Genomic DNA, 14,218 nt, shown 5'->3' with positions numbered 1-14,218 from the left:
AAAGTTAAAAGATATGGACTTTTTCAGTGCCCTCCATATAGACGCTCTCTTTTTTTGTTAAAGCACTCCTATAGTTTAAGTAGAAACCTTCACAATAACTAATCCTAAAATGTGTTGTTTAGAATCAGGTACAATAAAAAAGGCACCTTTTATTCCAAAAAAACGCCCGATAACAGAATAAGAATTACTTAACCTCTAAGACAAATGCATAGAACGCATCACCATGAAATACATTTTCTTCTTTTTCATCTATCCACCACACTCCGTACGAATAATAATAAATTCCTTTTTCTTCAGGTGCTGTAAACTTTTGATTCTTTATTTCAATTTCCATATCATCGTTATTCTTTATCTGTGAAAGATGAATTTCATTAGGTTTTGGCGTGTAATCCATTGCTAATGTGATTTGCTCGCCACTTTCTATTTGTATAGGCTCATCATCCTCTAACAAATCTACTGGCCCTGCAGTATCAACACATTCTGCTTTTCCATTAGATTCCCAACAATATGAACCCAGTTTCGTTTCATGCTTTTCACCATCAATTTCTATATTCACAATTGGAGGCTTGTTTCCAGATAAATTCCCATTGCCATCCGTATTTTTAATAAATACACCATTACAACCCCCTAATATAAAAACGAAGAATAAAATAGCTACGATACTAAATTTCCTCATTGCATTCCTTCCCCCCTTGTATTTCTTTAATTCACCCTTCATGGAATATCACTTTCAAACTAACTATTGTAATTCCTTTCCTTTCAATTAATAGTTATGAGTTTTTGTGATGAAATCAAGCTATATTTGTCGTTATTTAAGTAGATACCAAGACTATTTTATAAATAATCATCTTTAGTGACCGTTAGCGTATAATATCCGCGTTTTGTCGGCTGAACCCCTATAAGAACAGGTCAATACTACATTGAAGTTATAAATGAAGCCAATGCAAAAAGACCGAGTATAGACAACCCTACAATAAATGTAAAAGACGCAAATAACCAGGCTGAATCGTTGACCTTATATTTAAAAAACGCATAAATACCCAAAGTGAATGGAGTGGATTTCTATCAGTACCTTGTGAAGTTACTGACGGATCTACCAAATCTAAATATGCATCGAAACCCAGAAATTTCAAATCAATATATGCCTTGGTCAAAACATATCCAAGCAGCATGCGGAAAATAATCTAGCCGTATATCTGATAAAAAAATCAAAGATATACGGCTATTTGTGATGCGTACTGAAAAGGTATGCTTAATTTTTATAATTCGGGCTTACATTTTTTCTTTAATCTTTTTCTCATTTTCCACCTCATATTATTTCATCAATTAGTCATTTACTGATTTTATCACGGTTTCTACTTAAACTAACGGTTAGTTGAATAAAAAGCTATTCCACAACTTGTACATCCTCATACAATCAGCTAACACGATTCATCATTTACTTCGCTGATGGTACTTACACTGGCCTTTATAAACTCATTACGGTTAACCCGCTTATTACTGTGTGTTCGTGAAGATAATGATTAATAGACAGACTTGATATCTACTCACATACAAATGAAGAAATGCAGAAGAAAACAGCCAATCGGTTTGATGATCGTTTCTGGACTTAACAGACAAAAAAGCACATAAAAACAAGCAATGGAATCCTTATAACTGTAAGACAAAGCAACAGTCTCGTGCAGTTTCTGTGCAGTCTTTGTGCAATGTATAAAAACCCAGGAATAAAATGGATATGTCAGCAAACAAAGAAAAAGCCCAAACCCTTGATACATAAGGATTTGAGCTTTGTTTAAATGATGACCTGTGAGGGACTTGGACCCTCACCTCCACCCTGTCAATTTTCCGAACCGCCTTTTGAACTATCTGCAATTTCCTTTTGGGATTCTTCGGATCCAACATTTGCAGGATAAGCATGTTTTAAAAATATCTTCTTTCCTTCTCTAATTTTTTCAAAATCATTTCACCAAATCAAAGGCATTGACTCGTTGCAAGTTTGCAGATACTTCGTAGGATGCTGGGGTTATTTGTTTAAGTTCATCAAGGGAAATGCCTGCAACAATTTCCTCAAGATATAGTTGTCCGCTGCGAATTTTAAAGACTGCGTATTCGGTGATAACTGTATCAACCCTCCCTTTTGCCGTTAAAGGATAGGTACAGCGGGAAAGGATCTTCGGTTCACCTTTCGCATTCAAATGGGTTGTTGTAACAATTACTTTTTTCGCGCCAGCAACTAAATCCATCACACCACCGACTCCTAAAACATCTTTTCCTGGTATAGCCCAGCTGGCAATATCCCCGTTTTCCGCTACCTGCAGTGCCCCAATGACGGTAGCGTCTAAATGTCCGCCGCGCATCATCGCAAAGGATAGAGAACTATCAAAAAAAGAGGTATGTGGCAGCTGAGTAATTGGCTGTTTTCCTGCATTAATTAAATCCCGGTCCGCAAAACCCTCAGCTGGTGCCGCCCCAACGCCTAGAATACCGTTTTCAGAATGTAAGGTTACTTTTCCCGGAGTAAGATAATCAGCCACTAATGTCGGGATACCAATACCTAGATTCACGATGCCTTTCTTTAATTCCTGGGCAGCGCGCCAAGCAATATAGTGTCTAATTGACTCCAATTTCATTAGGCATTCACCACTCTTTTTACAATGACATCAACAAATATAAATGGTGTAACGATTGATTCTGGGTCAAGTTCCCCAACCTCTACAATCTCCTCTACTTCAACAATGGTTAAATCTGCGGCCATCGCCATAAGCGGATTAAAGTTTCGAGCCGTTTTACGATAAATAAGATTGCCCGCTTTGTCAGCTTTGTACGCTTTAATAAGAGCAACATCGGCACTAAGTGAATGTTCAAGGACATACTCACGATTGTTAAAATAACGAGTCTCTTTTCCCTCAGCAAGCTCCGTTCCAGCTGAAGTCGGCGTATAAAAGGCTGGAATACCAGATCCGCCTAAACGTAACGCTTCTGAAAATGTTCCCTGTGGGATTAACTCAATATCGATACGCCCTTCGTTATATGCTTTCATAACTGCTTTATTTGTTGTGAAATAGGAACCGATAGCTTTTTTTATTCGATTCAATAAAAATAATTCATTTAAATTCGAGCCTTCAGTTATATTATTGCTCATAATCGTTAATTCAGTGACCTCATCACGATTCATCACCGCCTGAAGCAAATACTCCGGGATACCAGAATCTCCAAACCCTCCAACCATCATTGTCGCACCATTAGCGGGTATTTTTGCAATTGCGTCTTCAGCTGTTAGAAACTGAACATTTGTTTCAACCTGATTGCCCTTCACATTTTGCATATAATCATCCTTTCATTTTGAAACGTGAAGTGATGGTCGATGATGCTTTTGAAAACCCGCACCCATTTGTGGATAGATTTTATCAAGTTTATAAATCCATAGAAATATCTCGATACTAATCCCTATAAATCTATTACTATCTTTTGTATTACTAGATAATGCAAGAGATATGCCAGAATGAAAATGCTTAACATATAGGTTTTTATTGACTTAATGTGTTTTTTACATATGCATTTTTGCATAAGATGATGGTTTTTTGCATACTATCCGCTTGCTTTTGTTTATTGGATTTGCTAACATAACTGACGAACGTTCGTAAAATACGAGGTGATTATATTGAAAAGTAATGAAATTAAAGAGGCAGCTCTAAAATATTTCACCATTCATGGTTATGAAGGAGCATCCCTCTCTCAAATTGCTGAAGAAGTCGGTATAAAAAAGCAATCAATTTACACCCATTTTAAAGGGAAGGATGATCTTTTTCTGCAAGTTTTGCGTGATGCGAAAGAGACTGAGCTATCTTCGAAACTTCAATATTTCAATAAAATCGATTCAAAAAATCCTGAAAAAGATTTATACGGATTTCTAAAATTGGTCATTGATCTTTTCCAAAAAAATGAGCAGTTAAAGTTTTGGCTACGTATGTCTTTTTTTCCACCAGCACATCTTTCAAAAGCAATCGAAGAGGAAGTAATCAATCTCGAGGAAAAGGTGCAGGTGGTGCTAGAAAGCAAATTTCAGGATTGGATCGATGCTGAAGTAATAGTCAGAGATGCAGCGAAAACGCCGACTTTCGCCTTTTTGGGAGTAGTCGATTCTATTATGCTGGAGCTTGTATACGGAAATGATGAGAAGCGGCTGAAGGATAAATTAGAAGCCTCTTGGACAGTATTTTGGAGAGGTATTTCACACCGGTGATTGGAACAGAAAAGAGGTGTTGATTCATGAAGAAAACAATAAAAGAACAAAAAGCGGTATTAATTATTCTTCTAAGTAATATATTCATTGCATTTCTAGGAGTTGGTCTTATCGTCCCTGTTATGCCGTCTTTTATGGACATCATGCATTTATCAGGAAAAACGATGGGCTATCTTGTTGCGGTATTTGCGGTCTCACAACTACTTATGTCACCGCTCGCAGGACGCTTTGTTGACCGTTATGGTAGAAAGAAAATCATCATAATCGGCTTACTCCTCTTTAGTGTATCAGAACTTATCTTTGGTTTAGGCACGAATGTTTGGGTGCTTTATCTATCAAGGGTTCTAGGAGGATTTAGTGCCGCCTTTATTATGCCGGGTGTTACTGCATATGTTGCAGATATTACATCCGTTCAGGAACGATCCAAAGCAATGGGCTATCTTTCTGCAGCCATTAGCACGGGCTTTATTATAGGGCCTGGCATTGGTGGCTTTATTGCAGAATACGGAATACGTTTTCCTTTCTTCTTTGCGGCATCTATTGCTTTTTTAGCATGTATTACATCCATATTTATTTTAAAAGAGCCGCTAACCAAGGAACAGCTTGCAGAAATTTCTGCTAATACAAAGCAAACAAACTTTATAAGCGATTTAAGAAGATCGATTAATCCGCTTTACTTTATTGCATTTATCATTGTATTTGTACTCGCTTTCGGTCTATCAGCATATGAAACTATTTTTAGCCTATTTTCTGATCATAAATTCGGTTACACGCCGAAGGACATTGCAGCCATTATTACAATAAGCTCAATCTTTGGCGTTATTATACAAATATTTATGTTTGGAAAAATAGTAGATATACTCGGTGAGAAGAAATTGATTCAATTATGTTTAATCATAGGTGCTATATTGGCGGTGGCGTCCACTGTGGTTTCTAGCTTTTTAGCAGTGCTTGTAGTAACTTGCTTCATCTTCCTTGCATTCGACTTACTTCGTCCGGCATTGACGACATTTTTATCAAAAGCTGCCGGGAAAGAGCAAGGATTTGTTGCTGGTATGAACTCAACCTATACGAGCTTAGGTAATATCGTCGGACCAGCGATGGGGGGAATACTATTTGACGTAAACATCCACTATCCTTATCTTTTCGCTGCTGTCATAATGGGAATTAGCCTTGGTATTACAGTCATGTGGAAAGAAAAAAGACTAGTAGAAAGCTTAGCAGAATAAGTAAACTTTTTTATAAAGCCTAAACATAAATTTGCTAGATGAGAATCCATTTTGATTACTCTTTTTCAAAATGGATTGTTCTTTGTTTACTATAAAATAAGGGTTTATGGAATATTTAAAACTTCTCATTTATTTTACTAGAGCCTTCATTAGTGTTAGACCTAAATAGACAGTTCTCTTGTTTTTCTATAGATTATGGCTGCCATTAATCCATCCAATGTTCCACCACTAGTTCTATTTAAAAGATACTTCTTATTAAATAAATTAATGAAATGGTCTTCGTGCCCATGAAGTTCATCAGTTGGATATACAAATATCCTCGTGGTATCGTAAGCTCTAAAGCTATCTATCGATAAAATAGAATTTTCTTTACTTCCGAATATTAACCGGTCAAATTCTTTTTGTTTACTCCAATGAGACTGAATCCGTTTTTTAATATTACCACTTCTACCGATATAAGCTTGAGCATATTCATCTAGCACCATAATATAATATCCAGGAATCTCACTTAACGGAACAAGGTCAGTAATTTCCTTAAACACTTTAGTTTTACTGATAAATGCCATAAGTTCTTTATTAAATTCCGGCTTAGATAATACATCAAAATACTCTATATTCAAATCATAATTAAATAAACTATCTTCTATATGTTTATTTATCTCTGAGTCAGAGTAAACTTTTGTTGTATCTAACGAACTTTTACTACTTACTTGTATGTAATTGTCTCTTGTTAGTTTTAATCCATCATATTTTTCACGTATATTTACTCCAAAATGTTTAACCACTGTAATTTCTTCCCCTCCTCATGTATACAATATTATAACAACCATAAGTGTTTATAAGACTTAAAAAGATTAATATAAGTTATCATTGAGCCAAAAAGAAGCACAGGGACGGTCCCCGCGCTTCTCTGTTTTCTATATCTTATTATATTTTCTTTACTTCTAAATATTGAACTATCTGCCAAGCCACCATATAAAAAAGCTTGGGTAACCCAAGCCTTAAACTGCTAAATGTTTGATTTTTTAACTTGCAAGCTCCGTATCTAATTGAACTCCTGTTGATAATATTTCATCTATATATTGAAGCACATCATGATTTTCTACATCGTCAAATAATGAATAATAAGAAATATAATTCGTTTTTAACATATTTTCTTTGATATCTTTCTTATCAATCGCATCAAGGATAACTAATTGGGGTTGATTATTCTCATACTCTCCAGCGGCCAAGAAATACTCGTTTTCATATGTAAAAATAATGTTATAGAAACCATCATATTTTTTCGTTTGGATAATGTTAAACATATTATTAATCCCCCTACTATTTTGATTTCATTAGTTCTAAAGCTGATTTATATATATCATTCTAAACAATACTTGTTGAAAAAAATGTCGATTTCTCTCCTGAACGACACATTTTTTAACGACAAATTTCTTGCATTCTGCCAAACACCTACCAAATATGGGAGCTTTCTTGTAAATGGCATCTTTTTACTTAATATAAAACAGGCTACAAGTCAGCATTTTAAGTAGATATTGAGGATGAATGCTGTCGCGAAGATTATGTTTGTTGAATAAATTAATAAATAGGTATGATGGCATAACCATCCTCTTCCTTTCTATATGATGCACACATATTATGAAGGAGGGTTTTATAATGAAAAAAATTGAATTCGACAAAGAATATTTGGAGTTAGTTGCAAATTTACCTGATTCTCTTGAGGAGTATCAGTTTTATCTAGGACTGAAAGAACGAAGAATTTATTTTAATTATGATGTGGATACAACCATTGTTAATAAAATTGTTTATTGGATTCAAGAATGGAATCGAGAAGATAGAGAATTAAATATTCCAGTCGATAAAAGAAAAACAATACAAATTTATATAACATCTAATGGTGGAGATGTAGTGGCAGGTTTTGCTGCTATCGATGCCATCAAATCAAGTGAAACGAAAGTTGAAACGATTGGTGTAGGTTCGTGTGCTTCTATGGGTGCTTTACTTTTAATTAGCGGACATTATAGAAAAGCATATCCTAATACAGTCATTCTTATTCATGATGGGAGTATGGCTGTTCAATCCACTTCTAAAAAAGCGAAAAATACAATGAATTTCTATGATCGTTTAGATGATCGCATTAAACAGTTTATTGTGGAGAATACAAATATTTCAGAGGAGCTATATACTGAGAAGGAAGATGAAGAATGGTATATGTTCGCGAATGATGAGGGATTAAGTTTAGGAATTGTACATGAAATCATCTAATAGTTTACAAGAACTTCTTAACATAGCGTTTGTTTTTTCTTAGTGTATTGGATGAGAAGTTTTTATATAACATTTATCTCAAAGAAATTTCATCATTAATCGAAATTAAACCTAGACCAACGCTAGTGCTCCAATGTATTGGATCACTAGCCATGTCGAAAAATGAAGTAGAACTTTTTTGTGAAAAAATAAGCACTAAAGGGACAAACCCTTTGTGCTTATTTAATAACCTATTATTTTGCGAATACGTGATCACCGATACGAACAGTAACTGGACGAGAAAAAATCCATTCACTTGTTGATTTTTGAGGATTATAGAAATATAAAGAACCATTACCTTGTCCACGAAAAGCAATCGCTTCATCTACCGCTCTATAATCTTCACTAGTTGGCGTATTATTAATCCGTCCATCTTGTACTGGTGAAAATGCATAATGTCCTTGGTCTATTTGGTATATAACACTCTTAACGTCATTTGGAAATAACGAACTGTCTACACGATTGAACACTACTGTTGCCACAGCTACCTTACCTGAAAAAGGTTCTCCTGCCGCTTCTGCATGCACCAATTGAGCTAAAAGTGTTCTTTCAGCAGATGTGATTGTAGGAATAGTCAAACGTTGACCAACATACAAATTATTATCCCACTCATTATTAGTCTTTTGAAGAGAAATTAAAGGTACTCCATATCGTTGACTAATTTTCCACATTGTATCTCCTGGTTTAACAGTATAATTAGTTGCAGCATCAACAGAATGAACCTGAAAAGCTGATAATGTCATCCCTAATGAAGCTACGAGCAACATTTTTTTTAATATTTTCATATGTACCCCCTAGCAATTTATCTAATCATCACATATAAGGGTAACAATTCTATTATTTTATTTCCACATACTAAAAATACCAATCCTTAAAAATTCAATTATATCAATACTTCATTTAGCTTCTGTTAATTTTTTCTGTTATCACCCCCGTGAGATGCCGGGCCAACAATAAGAAAAAGCTTGGATAATCCAAGCTTTAAACCATTACAATAATTGTAATTTTATGTTATTATTAACTTGCAAGCTCTGTATCTAATTGAAGCCCCGTTGATAATATTTCATCTATATATTGAAGTACATCGTGATTTTCTACATCATCAATTAATGAATAATAAGAAATATAATCTGTTTTCAACATATTTTCTTTGATATCTTTCTTATCAATAGCATCCAGGATAACTAATTGAGTTTGATCATTCTCATATTCTCCAGCAGCCAAGAAATACTCGTCTTCATATGTAAAAATAATATTATAGAAACCATCATATTTTTTCGTTTGGATAATGTTAAACATATTATTAATCCCCCTACTATTTTGATTTCACTCGTTCTAAAGCTGATTTATATATATCATTCTAAACAATAATTATTTAAAAAAATGTCGATTCTTCTCCCGAGATACACATTTTTAAACGACAAATTTTTTGTTTTATCAAATATATAACCGTTCCTCTTCCTTTAAAAATTCGATTCATCCCCTGGAATAAAGATATTTTAGAACAAAATAAAAAATGGACAGGAATACTCAAATTCCCATCCACTTTCTTCTATATTTTTCTTATTCTTCTCTTTTATAGTTTTTTCAATAAATTATAGAATGATTATATAAATAGATTAACTAGCCAACTTTCTACTTTTTTCTTTTTCAGCAGCTTGGTTTGCTTTCATCTTGCGAATACCAAAGAAAATAGCTACTCCCCATCCAAAAAACAGAAAACCATAAATAGCAGGATAGTATACTTCATCTGTTACCCATGTACTTAAAATTGTACGTGCATTTACTATAATAATAAAACCACCAACTAAAATTCCCATTAGTTGAGCTGGAACCATTCGAACGAGCCATGCCGCAATCGGTGCGGCAACAATCCCTCCTATCATTAGAGCCCCGACCCAAAGCCAATTCACGGTTTCCCATCCTAAAGAAATGATAAAACCGGCAGTCGCAGACACAGCGATAGCAAACTCGCTCGTATCTACTGTTCCAACTACTTTACGCGCTGTCATTCCTTTTTTAGATAAAAGAACAGGTGTTGCAATCGGCCCCCAGCCGCCGCCTCCTGTTGCATCCGCAAAGCCGGCAATTAAACCTAATGGTATAGATTGCTTAACTGATAATGGTTTTGATACCTTTTCTTCACTAGACTGAAATTTAAATAGAAAACGAAAAATAACATAGAAACCAAGCAGTAAAAGGAATGTCGAAACGTAAGGCTTAACGACATCACCGGGTAAACTACTTAAGAAGCAAGCACCAACGAAAGCCCCTATTGATCCTGGAATAATCAGACGATATACCAATTGTTTATCCACGTTTCCAAATTTGATATGAGATACTCCCGAAGCGGCTGTTGTCACGACTTCAGAAAGATGGACGGACGCAGAAGCTACTGCTGGTGCAATACCAAATGCCAATAAAAGAGACGATGATGTGACGCCATATGCCATCCCCAATGCTCCGTCAATTAGTTGTGCTAAAAAACCTACAAATGCCAAAACAATCAGCTTTTTCATATTTTTCCTCCTGATGCCTTTTATTTAGTTATGTATTATCTGAAGATACAGAATTTTGTTTTTTTGAAAAAACCCCTACTCTAAGCAGTTAAGAGTAAGAGCCTTCAGTTTATCTGATCCGCTTCCTCATTTTCTTTTTCATAACAGGTATTAAATTAGAATTTTTTAAATATAAATAAATTTTATATTATTGATAATAACCGTACTTTTCCTACCTGTCAACTATAGTTTATATATTTTCTTACCTATATTAAATATAAACTGGATTTGAGGTCGTATCCTTGAAATGAGATTTGATTGAATGTACACTATAAACCTTGATAAAAGAGCAAATAAAAAAGCGTGTTTTGAAATAAAGATAGTTCAAAACACGCTTTTAATATATTCAAGTATATCTATAGTAACAGGTACTACTCAATAGAATAAACTCATAAAAGAGTTAATGCTTTTGTCTCATCAATATGAATAAACGCATCATATCGTTCAGACAAACGAGAAGGCACATAATTTCCATAATGCTCGTGAGCAGGATTATATACGACACCAATGGCCCTATGCCCCATTACATTGCGAAATAAATGTTTGTTTTCTTCTGTAAAGAGCAAATATTGATTGAAATCACCAGCGTTGTGCATTGCTTCTTCCCAACTTCCCTCTGTACCTTTTGGAACGGTCATGACCTCAGCAGGGTCTCCCCATCTCTTTGCAGCAATAACAGTCCCTTGATATGTACCAAAACCAATCGCATATACATTGTTTTGTCCATATTTTTCTCGAGTTAATTGACCTACATTAACCATTCCTTCATTAGCCATATCCGTAGCTCGAGCATCACCAATATGTGTGTTATGTTCCCAAATGGTTCCTTTTGCTGCTTCACCATAAAAACTTCCGATATGGTGAAGGGCTTCGACCATATGACGATCCCGAATATTCCAAGATTCATTATCATTTGTCACCATCGTATGATAATAATGCTCAGCGTTATTCGCAACAATCGCATTAATATTCATATTAAGGGCTGCTTCAGGATCTTCAGGATGAATACTTTTATTTTCTTTTATAGTATTTAATAGCTCGAGGATTTCACTCATACAATCTTCTCCATAAAATGCAGAAGAAATTCCGTACATTTCCGGCTTACGTTTATATGGATCAAAACATTCAATGGCATTTAATGCTTTTTGCAAATCGGGCGACTTAATTTTTTTTAAGTAGTCTACGATTGCCTCCATAGATTCCCATAAACTATACACATCAAGACCATAAAATCCTACTTTTTTCTCTGTTTGTGTTTGATTATACGAATGTAACCAATCGATGAGATTCACAATTTCATGATTAGCCCACATCCAACTTGGCCAGCGGTTAAACGATTTTTTCAACACATCTTCCGCACTTTGATATTCGGGAGCCAGCCCTTTTACATAGCGGTTCACCTCGTAACAAGCAGGCCAATCCCCTTCCACAGCGACAAAAGAAAATTGATGCTCTTGAATAAGTTGCTTTGTTAATTCGGTCCGAATAGTATAAAACTCACTTGTACCATGACTCGCTTCACCAAGCAAAACATATTTAGCATGACTTGCTGCGTTAATCAAAGGCTGAAGTTCTGTTGGACTTGAAAATTTAACAGCATAGTTCTTAATTTCGTCTATTAATTGATTTGTTTTTAACAATTCCGTTCACCTCTTTTTTAGTATGAACGAATTTGAGCGGCTTCATTAAATATTAAATGTTCTACTAAACTATATTTTAAAAATAAACTGAGCGATTTTACCACTCAGTTTATAAAAATTCCACTACAAAGGCATATTTATTGTTGTAAGATAGGAGCAACTACATCAATTCTATTGGTCCAAACACCGCCAGAATAGTTAGATGGCAGACGCTTAACATCCTCCGCTGTATCAAAACCTTCTGACCATCCTCCATCACCTGCAACAATAAATACTCGTGTATCTACATTTTCTAATCGTTTGATAAATTTATCCGGCCATCCCCACATCCACGAAGCATATGTCTCTGAAATGTGAATTTGTGTATTTTGACAAGCAGCAGGAACATATCCCGTCCATCCTACAGCGATATAAGGAAGCATACAACTTTTCATCGTAGCTTATGAATTAAAAACGATTCATCTGGAAAATAAGATAGCACTTCTTCAAGGGACGGCATAAGCCCTACTCCTTTGCCACGGAACGGATAGCTTTTTCCATTATCAGCCGTATATCCGTATCCAATGTCCAAAGACTTCAATTCTTGCATAGTATGTTCTCTCGTTACCCCTTTTCCATCTGTCCGGCATTCAAGTGTCCAATCATGGAACACAGCAAACTGACCATCTTTTGTAGGTTGGACATCAAATTCAACGATATCAGCACCCGCTCCAAAGGCTGCTTCCATAGACGGAATCGTATTCTCTAGATAAGGATGTTCTGGTTCATAAATCCTTTCTGCCGTACACGTATCACTTTTAATTCCTTCCATATGGAATGTTTGGGCCATTCCTCTATGCGCTAATAATAGAGGGTCTTCATCTTTCGTTTTAGTAAATAAAGAGGTGTTATTTATGTACATGAATACTACTAAAATCAATAAAAATAGGCCAAATCTTTTTATAAATCTTTTGAATTTCTTCATAATTCCTCCAATTTTTTATATATAATGTAGTTTAGCATGGATACCCTCCGCTTGCATCGTTACTGTAGCTTTATAAAAAAGTAAGCTGCAAACGCTGATTTTACACAGAAAAAACCAACTGTTTTGAAACAATACAAAGATTGCTCAAAACAGTTGGTTTTTTATTTATTTTAGTTTGACGGTTCTAATTTCAGCATTGCACCAAAATATTGTGAAGCAGTCGTAAAAGAAATAAATGCACATAATTCACTTATTTCCTCTTCACTGAAACATTCTCTCAAAACATCAAAACTTGATTCAGCTATTTCACCCTTTTGTTTTAAAAAGACTTCTGCAAATCCTACTGCAACAGATGTTTTTTCCTCAAAATTAATTGAATCTGGTTTTCCTTTGGCCTTACAATACTCACATCCGTTACTTTGAGCTAATGTTCTTCTTACTTGTTCCTTTAATTTAGATGTTAGCATTCCATCTTTCCCCAACACATCACCTAACTGACTCCACCCTTCCATTACATCCTTATTATGCCCCAATAGCCTTTGGAAAGGTGTTTCCCCGAAACAGGATTCAACAATTCTTGCCATCTAAGTCCCTCCTTGTTATGTTTAATTATAGAAAATAAAATAACTAAATTACATTAAATTCAAAACGATTATCAAGTAAATAATATTTAAAATTAACGATTAATAGGAGAAAACTTTAAAAATGAAAATAGATGAAATTGATAAAAAAATTTTAGATGAACTACTCAATAACAGCCGTTTATCAATGAGTGAGCTTGGAAGAAGGGTAAATTTGTCCTCCCCATCAGTAACGGAACGAGTAAGACAGATGGAGTCCTTTGGGATTATAAAGAAAAATACTTTATTGGTCGATTATGAAAAATTAGGTTTACCGATTCAATGCATAATTGAAGCAACCGTTAAAAATGGTGACTATAAGTCTTTTAAGAGTTATATAGAGAAACTTCCAAACGTAGAATTTTGTTATCGAATAGCAGGGAGTGCTTGTTATATGTTTAAAATGCAGTTTGAAACTTTCGCTAACGCAGAAAAATTCATTGATGAGGTTAGTCCAATCGCACAAACTGTCACACATTTTATTTTTTCACAGGTTCCAACAAATTTAAAATTTAATATAGACGAAGAATTTTAGCTAAGTCTTTACTCTTCATTTAGCTGAAAAGCAGTTGAAGTAACCGTCAATTAATATCAATTTTAATTCTTGAACAGAATTCTTTTTATTATAGTGATAGGTAAGCTTTTGAAGTTATCGCC

At 34.8% G+C, this 14,218-nt stretch carries 14 protein-coding genes and 1 pseudogene; 4 read left to right on the top strand and 11 right to left on the bottom strand.

Annotation, left to right across the window (positions count from 1 at the left end):
* Positions 1-184 precede the first annotated feature (184 nt).
* From D1953_RS19440 to D1953_RS19430, 3 genes are all read right to left on the bottom strand, one after another.
* Positions 185-676, bottom strand: coding sequence for a hypothetical protein (locus D1953_RS19440; protein WP_119118805.1), 492 nt, complete (start codon positions 674-676; stop codon positions 185-187).
* Between the two features lie 1,282 nt (positions 677-1,958).
* Positions 1,959-2,630, bottom strand: a complete 672-nt coding sequence (locus tag D1953_RS19435; RefSeq protein ID WP_119118804.1) for a 3-oxoacid CoA-transferase subunit B — start codon at positions 2,628-2,630, stop codon at positions 1,959-1,961.
* Entirely contained in the window at positions 2,630-3,325 is a 696-nt protein-coding gene (locus tag D1953_RS19430; RefSeq protein WP_119118803.1) for a CoA transferase subunit A, read from the bottom strand. The genes D1953_RS19435 and D1953_RS19430 overlap by 1 nt, the downstream gene beginning before the upstream one ends.
* 336 nt (positions 3,326-3,661) lie before the next feature.
* On the opposite strand from D1953_RS19430, the gene D1953_RS19425 reads away from it, so the two are divergent.
* Entirely contained in the window at positions 3,662-4,243 is a 582-nt protein-coding gene (locus D1953_RS19425) for a TetR/AcrR family transcriptional regulator (RefSeq protein ID WP_119118802.1), read from the top strand.
* A 26-nt stretch (positions 4,244-4,269) separates the two neighbouring features.
* The gene (locus D1953_RS19420) at positions 4,270-5,472 is read left to right on the top strand and encodes an MFS transporter (protein WP_119118801.1); all 1,203 of its coding nucleotides are present in this window, start codon (positions 4,270-4,272) and stop codon (positions 5,470-5,472) included.
* 161 nt (positions 5,473-5,633) lie between these two features.
* Here D1953_RS19420 and D1953_RS19415 read toward each other — a convergent pair whose 3' ends face one another.
* Both D1953_RS19415 and D1953_RS19410 read right to left on the bottom strand, forming a co-directional pair.
* Positions 5,634-6,257, bottom strand: coding sequence for a GIY-YIG nuclease family protein (locus D1953_RS19415; protein WP_119118800.1), 624 nt, complete (start codon positions 6,255-6,257; stop codon positions 5,634-5,636).
* Positions 6,258-6,497: 240 nt separating this feature from the next.
* Positions 6,498-6,779 carry a hypothetical protein gene (locus D1953_RS19410; RefSeq protein ID WP_119118799.1) on the bottom strand — a complete coding sequence of 94 codons (282 nt, stop codon included), beginning with the start codon at positions 6,777-6,779 and terminating at the stop codon, positions 6,498-6,500.
* A 352-nt stretch (positions 6,780-7,131) separates the two neighbouring features.
* Between D1953_RS19410 and D1953_RS19405 the strand changes: the two genes are divergently transcribed.
* Positions 7,132-7,740: a ClpP family protease gene (locus tag D1953_RS19405; protein WP_182480689.1), complete on the top strand. Its 609-nt coding sequence runs from the start codon at positions 7,132-7,134 to the stop codon at positions 7,738-7,740.
* 233 nt (positions 7,741-7,973) lie between these two features.
* Here D1953_RS19405 and D1953_RS19400 read toward each other — a convergent pair whose 3' ends face one another.
* The 6 genes and pseudogenes from D1953_RS19400 to D1953_RS19375 form a co-directional block, all read right to left on the bottom strand.
* A complete protein-coding gene (locus tag D1953_RS19400; RefSeq protein WP_342769269.1) occupies positions 7,974-8,546 on the bottom strand; it encodes a cell wall hydrolase in 573 nt (190 codons plus the stop codon).
* 250 nt (positions 8,547-8,796) lie between these two features.
* Positions 8,797-9,078, bottom strand: a complete 282-nt coding sequence (locus D1953_RS19395; RefSeq protein ID WP_119118796.1) for a hypothetical protein — start codon at positions 9,076-9,078, stop codon at positions 8,797-8,799.
* A gap of 320 nt (positions 9,079-9,398) precedes the next feature.
* The gene (locus D1953_RS19390) at positions 9,399-10,298 is read right to left on the bottom strand and encodes a sulfite exporter TauE/SafE family protein (RefSeq protein WP_119118795.1); all 900 of its coding nucleotides are present in this window, start codon (positions 10,296-10,298) and stop codon (positions 9,399-9,401) included.
* Positions 10,299-10,726: 428 nt separating this feature from the next.
* The gene (locus D1953_RS19385) at positions 10,727-11,977 is read right to left on the bottom strand and encodes an erythromycin esterase family protein (protein WP_119118794.1); all 1,251 of its coding nucleotides are present in this window, start codon (positions 11,975-11,977) and stop codon (positions 10,727-10,729) included.
* A gap of 137 nt (positions 11,978-12,114) precedes the next feature.
* A pseudogene (locus D1953_RS19380) lies at positions 12,115-12,941 on the bottom strand (glycerophosphodiester phosphodiesterase family protein).
* A 170-nt stretch (positions 12,942-13,111) separates the two neighbouring features.
* Entirely contained in the window at positions 13,112-13,525 is a 414-nt protein-coding gene (locus D1953_RS19375) for a carboxymuconolactone decarboxylase family protein (RefSeq protein WP_119118793.1), read from the bottom strand.
* 121 nt (positions 13,526-13,646) lie between these two features.
* Between D1953_RS19375 and D1953_RS19370 the strand changes: the two genes are divergently transcribed.
* A complete protein-coding gene (locus tag D1953_RS19370) occupies positions 13,647-14,096 on the top strand; it encodes an Lrp/AsnC family transcriptional regulator (RefSeq protein ID WP_119118792.1) in 450 nt (149 codons plus the stop codon).
* The last annotated feature ends 122 nt before the right edge of the window (positions 14,097-14,218 follow it).

The organism is Peribacillus asahii (genome assembly GCF_003570725.1).
Taxonomy (GTDB): domain Bacteria; phylum Bacillota; class Bacilli; order Bacillales; family DSM-1321; genus Peribacillus; species Peribacillus asahii.
The sequence above is the reverse complement of the archived record's forward strand: the minus strand, read 5'-3'. Positions and strand labels throughout refer to the sequence as shown.

What these genes read in the sequence shown, in the direction of transcription:
- D1953_RS19440 (WP_119118805.1), bottom strand. Translation starts at nt 676, where the DNA reads ATGAGGAAATTTAGTATCGTAGCTATTTTATTCTTCGTTTTTATATTA.
- D1953_RS19435 (WP_119118804.1), bottom strand. Translation starts at nt 2,630, where the DNA reads ATGAAATTGGAGTCAATTAGACACTATATTGCTTGGCGCGCTGCCCAG.
- D1953_RS19430 (WP_119118803.1), bottom strand. Translation starts at nt 3,325, where the DNA reads ATGCAAAATGTGAAGGGCAATCAGGTTGAAACAAATGTTCAGTTTCTA.
- D1953_RS19420 (WP_119118801.1), top strand. Translation starts at nt 4,270, where the DNA reads ATGAAGAAAACAATAAAAGAACAAAAAGCGGTATTAATTATTCTTCTA.
- D1953_RS19410 (WP_119118799.1), bottom strand. Translation starts at nt 6,779, where the DNA reads ATGTTTAACATTATCCAAACGAAAAAATATGATGGTTTCTATAACATT.
- D1953_RS19405 (WP_182480689.1), top strand. Translation starts at nt 7,132, where the DNA reads ATGAAAAAAATTGAATTCGACAAAGAATATTTGGAGTTAGTTGCAAAT.
- D1953_RS19400 (WP_342769269.1), bottom strand. Translation starts at nt 8,546, where the DNA reads ATGTTGCTCGTAGCTTCATTAGGGATGACATTATCAGCTTTTCAGGTT.
- D1953_RS19395 (WP_119118796.1), bottom strand. Translation starts at nt 9,078, where the DNA reads ATGTTTAACATTATCCAAACGAAAAAATATGATGGTTTCTATAATATT.
- D1953_RS19390 (WP_119118795.1), bottom strand. Translation starts at nt 10,298, where the DNA reads ATGAAAAAGCTGATTGTTTTGGCATTTGTAGGTTTTTTAGCACAACTA.
- D1953_RS19375 (WP_119118793.1), bottom strand. Translation starts at nt 13,525, where the DNA reads ATGGCAAGAATTGTTGAATCCTGTTTCGGGGAAACACCTTTCCAAAGG.
- D1953_RS19370 (WP_119118792.1), top strand. Translation starts at nt 13,647, where the DNA reads ATGAAAATAGATGAAATTGATAAAAAAATTTTAGATGAACTACTCAAT.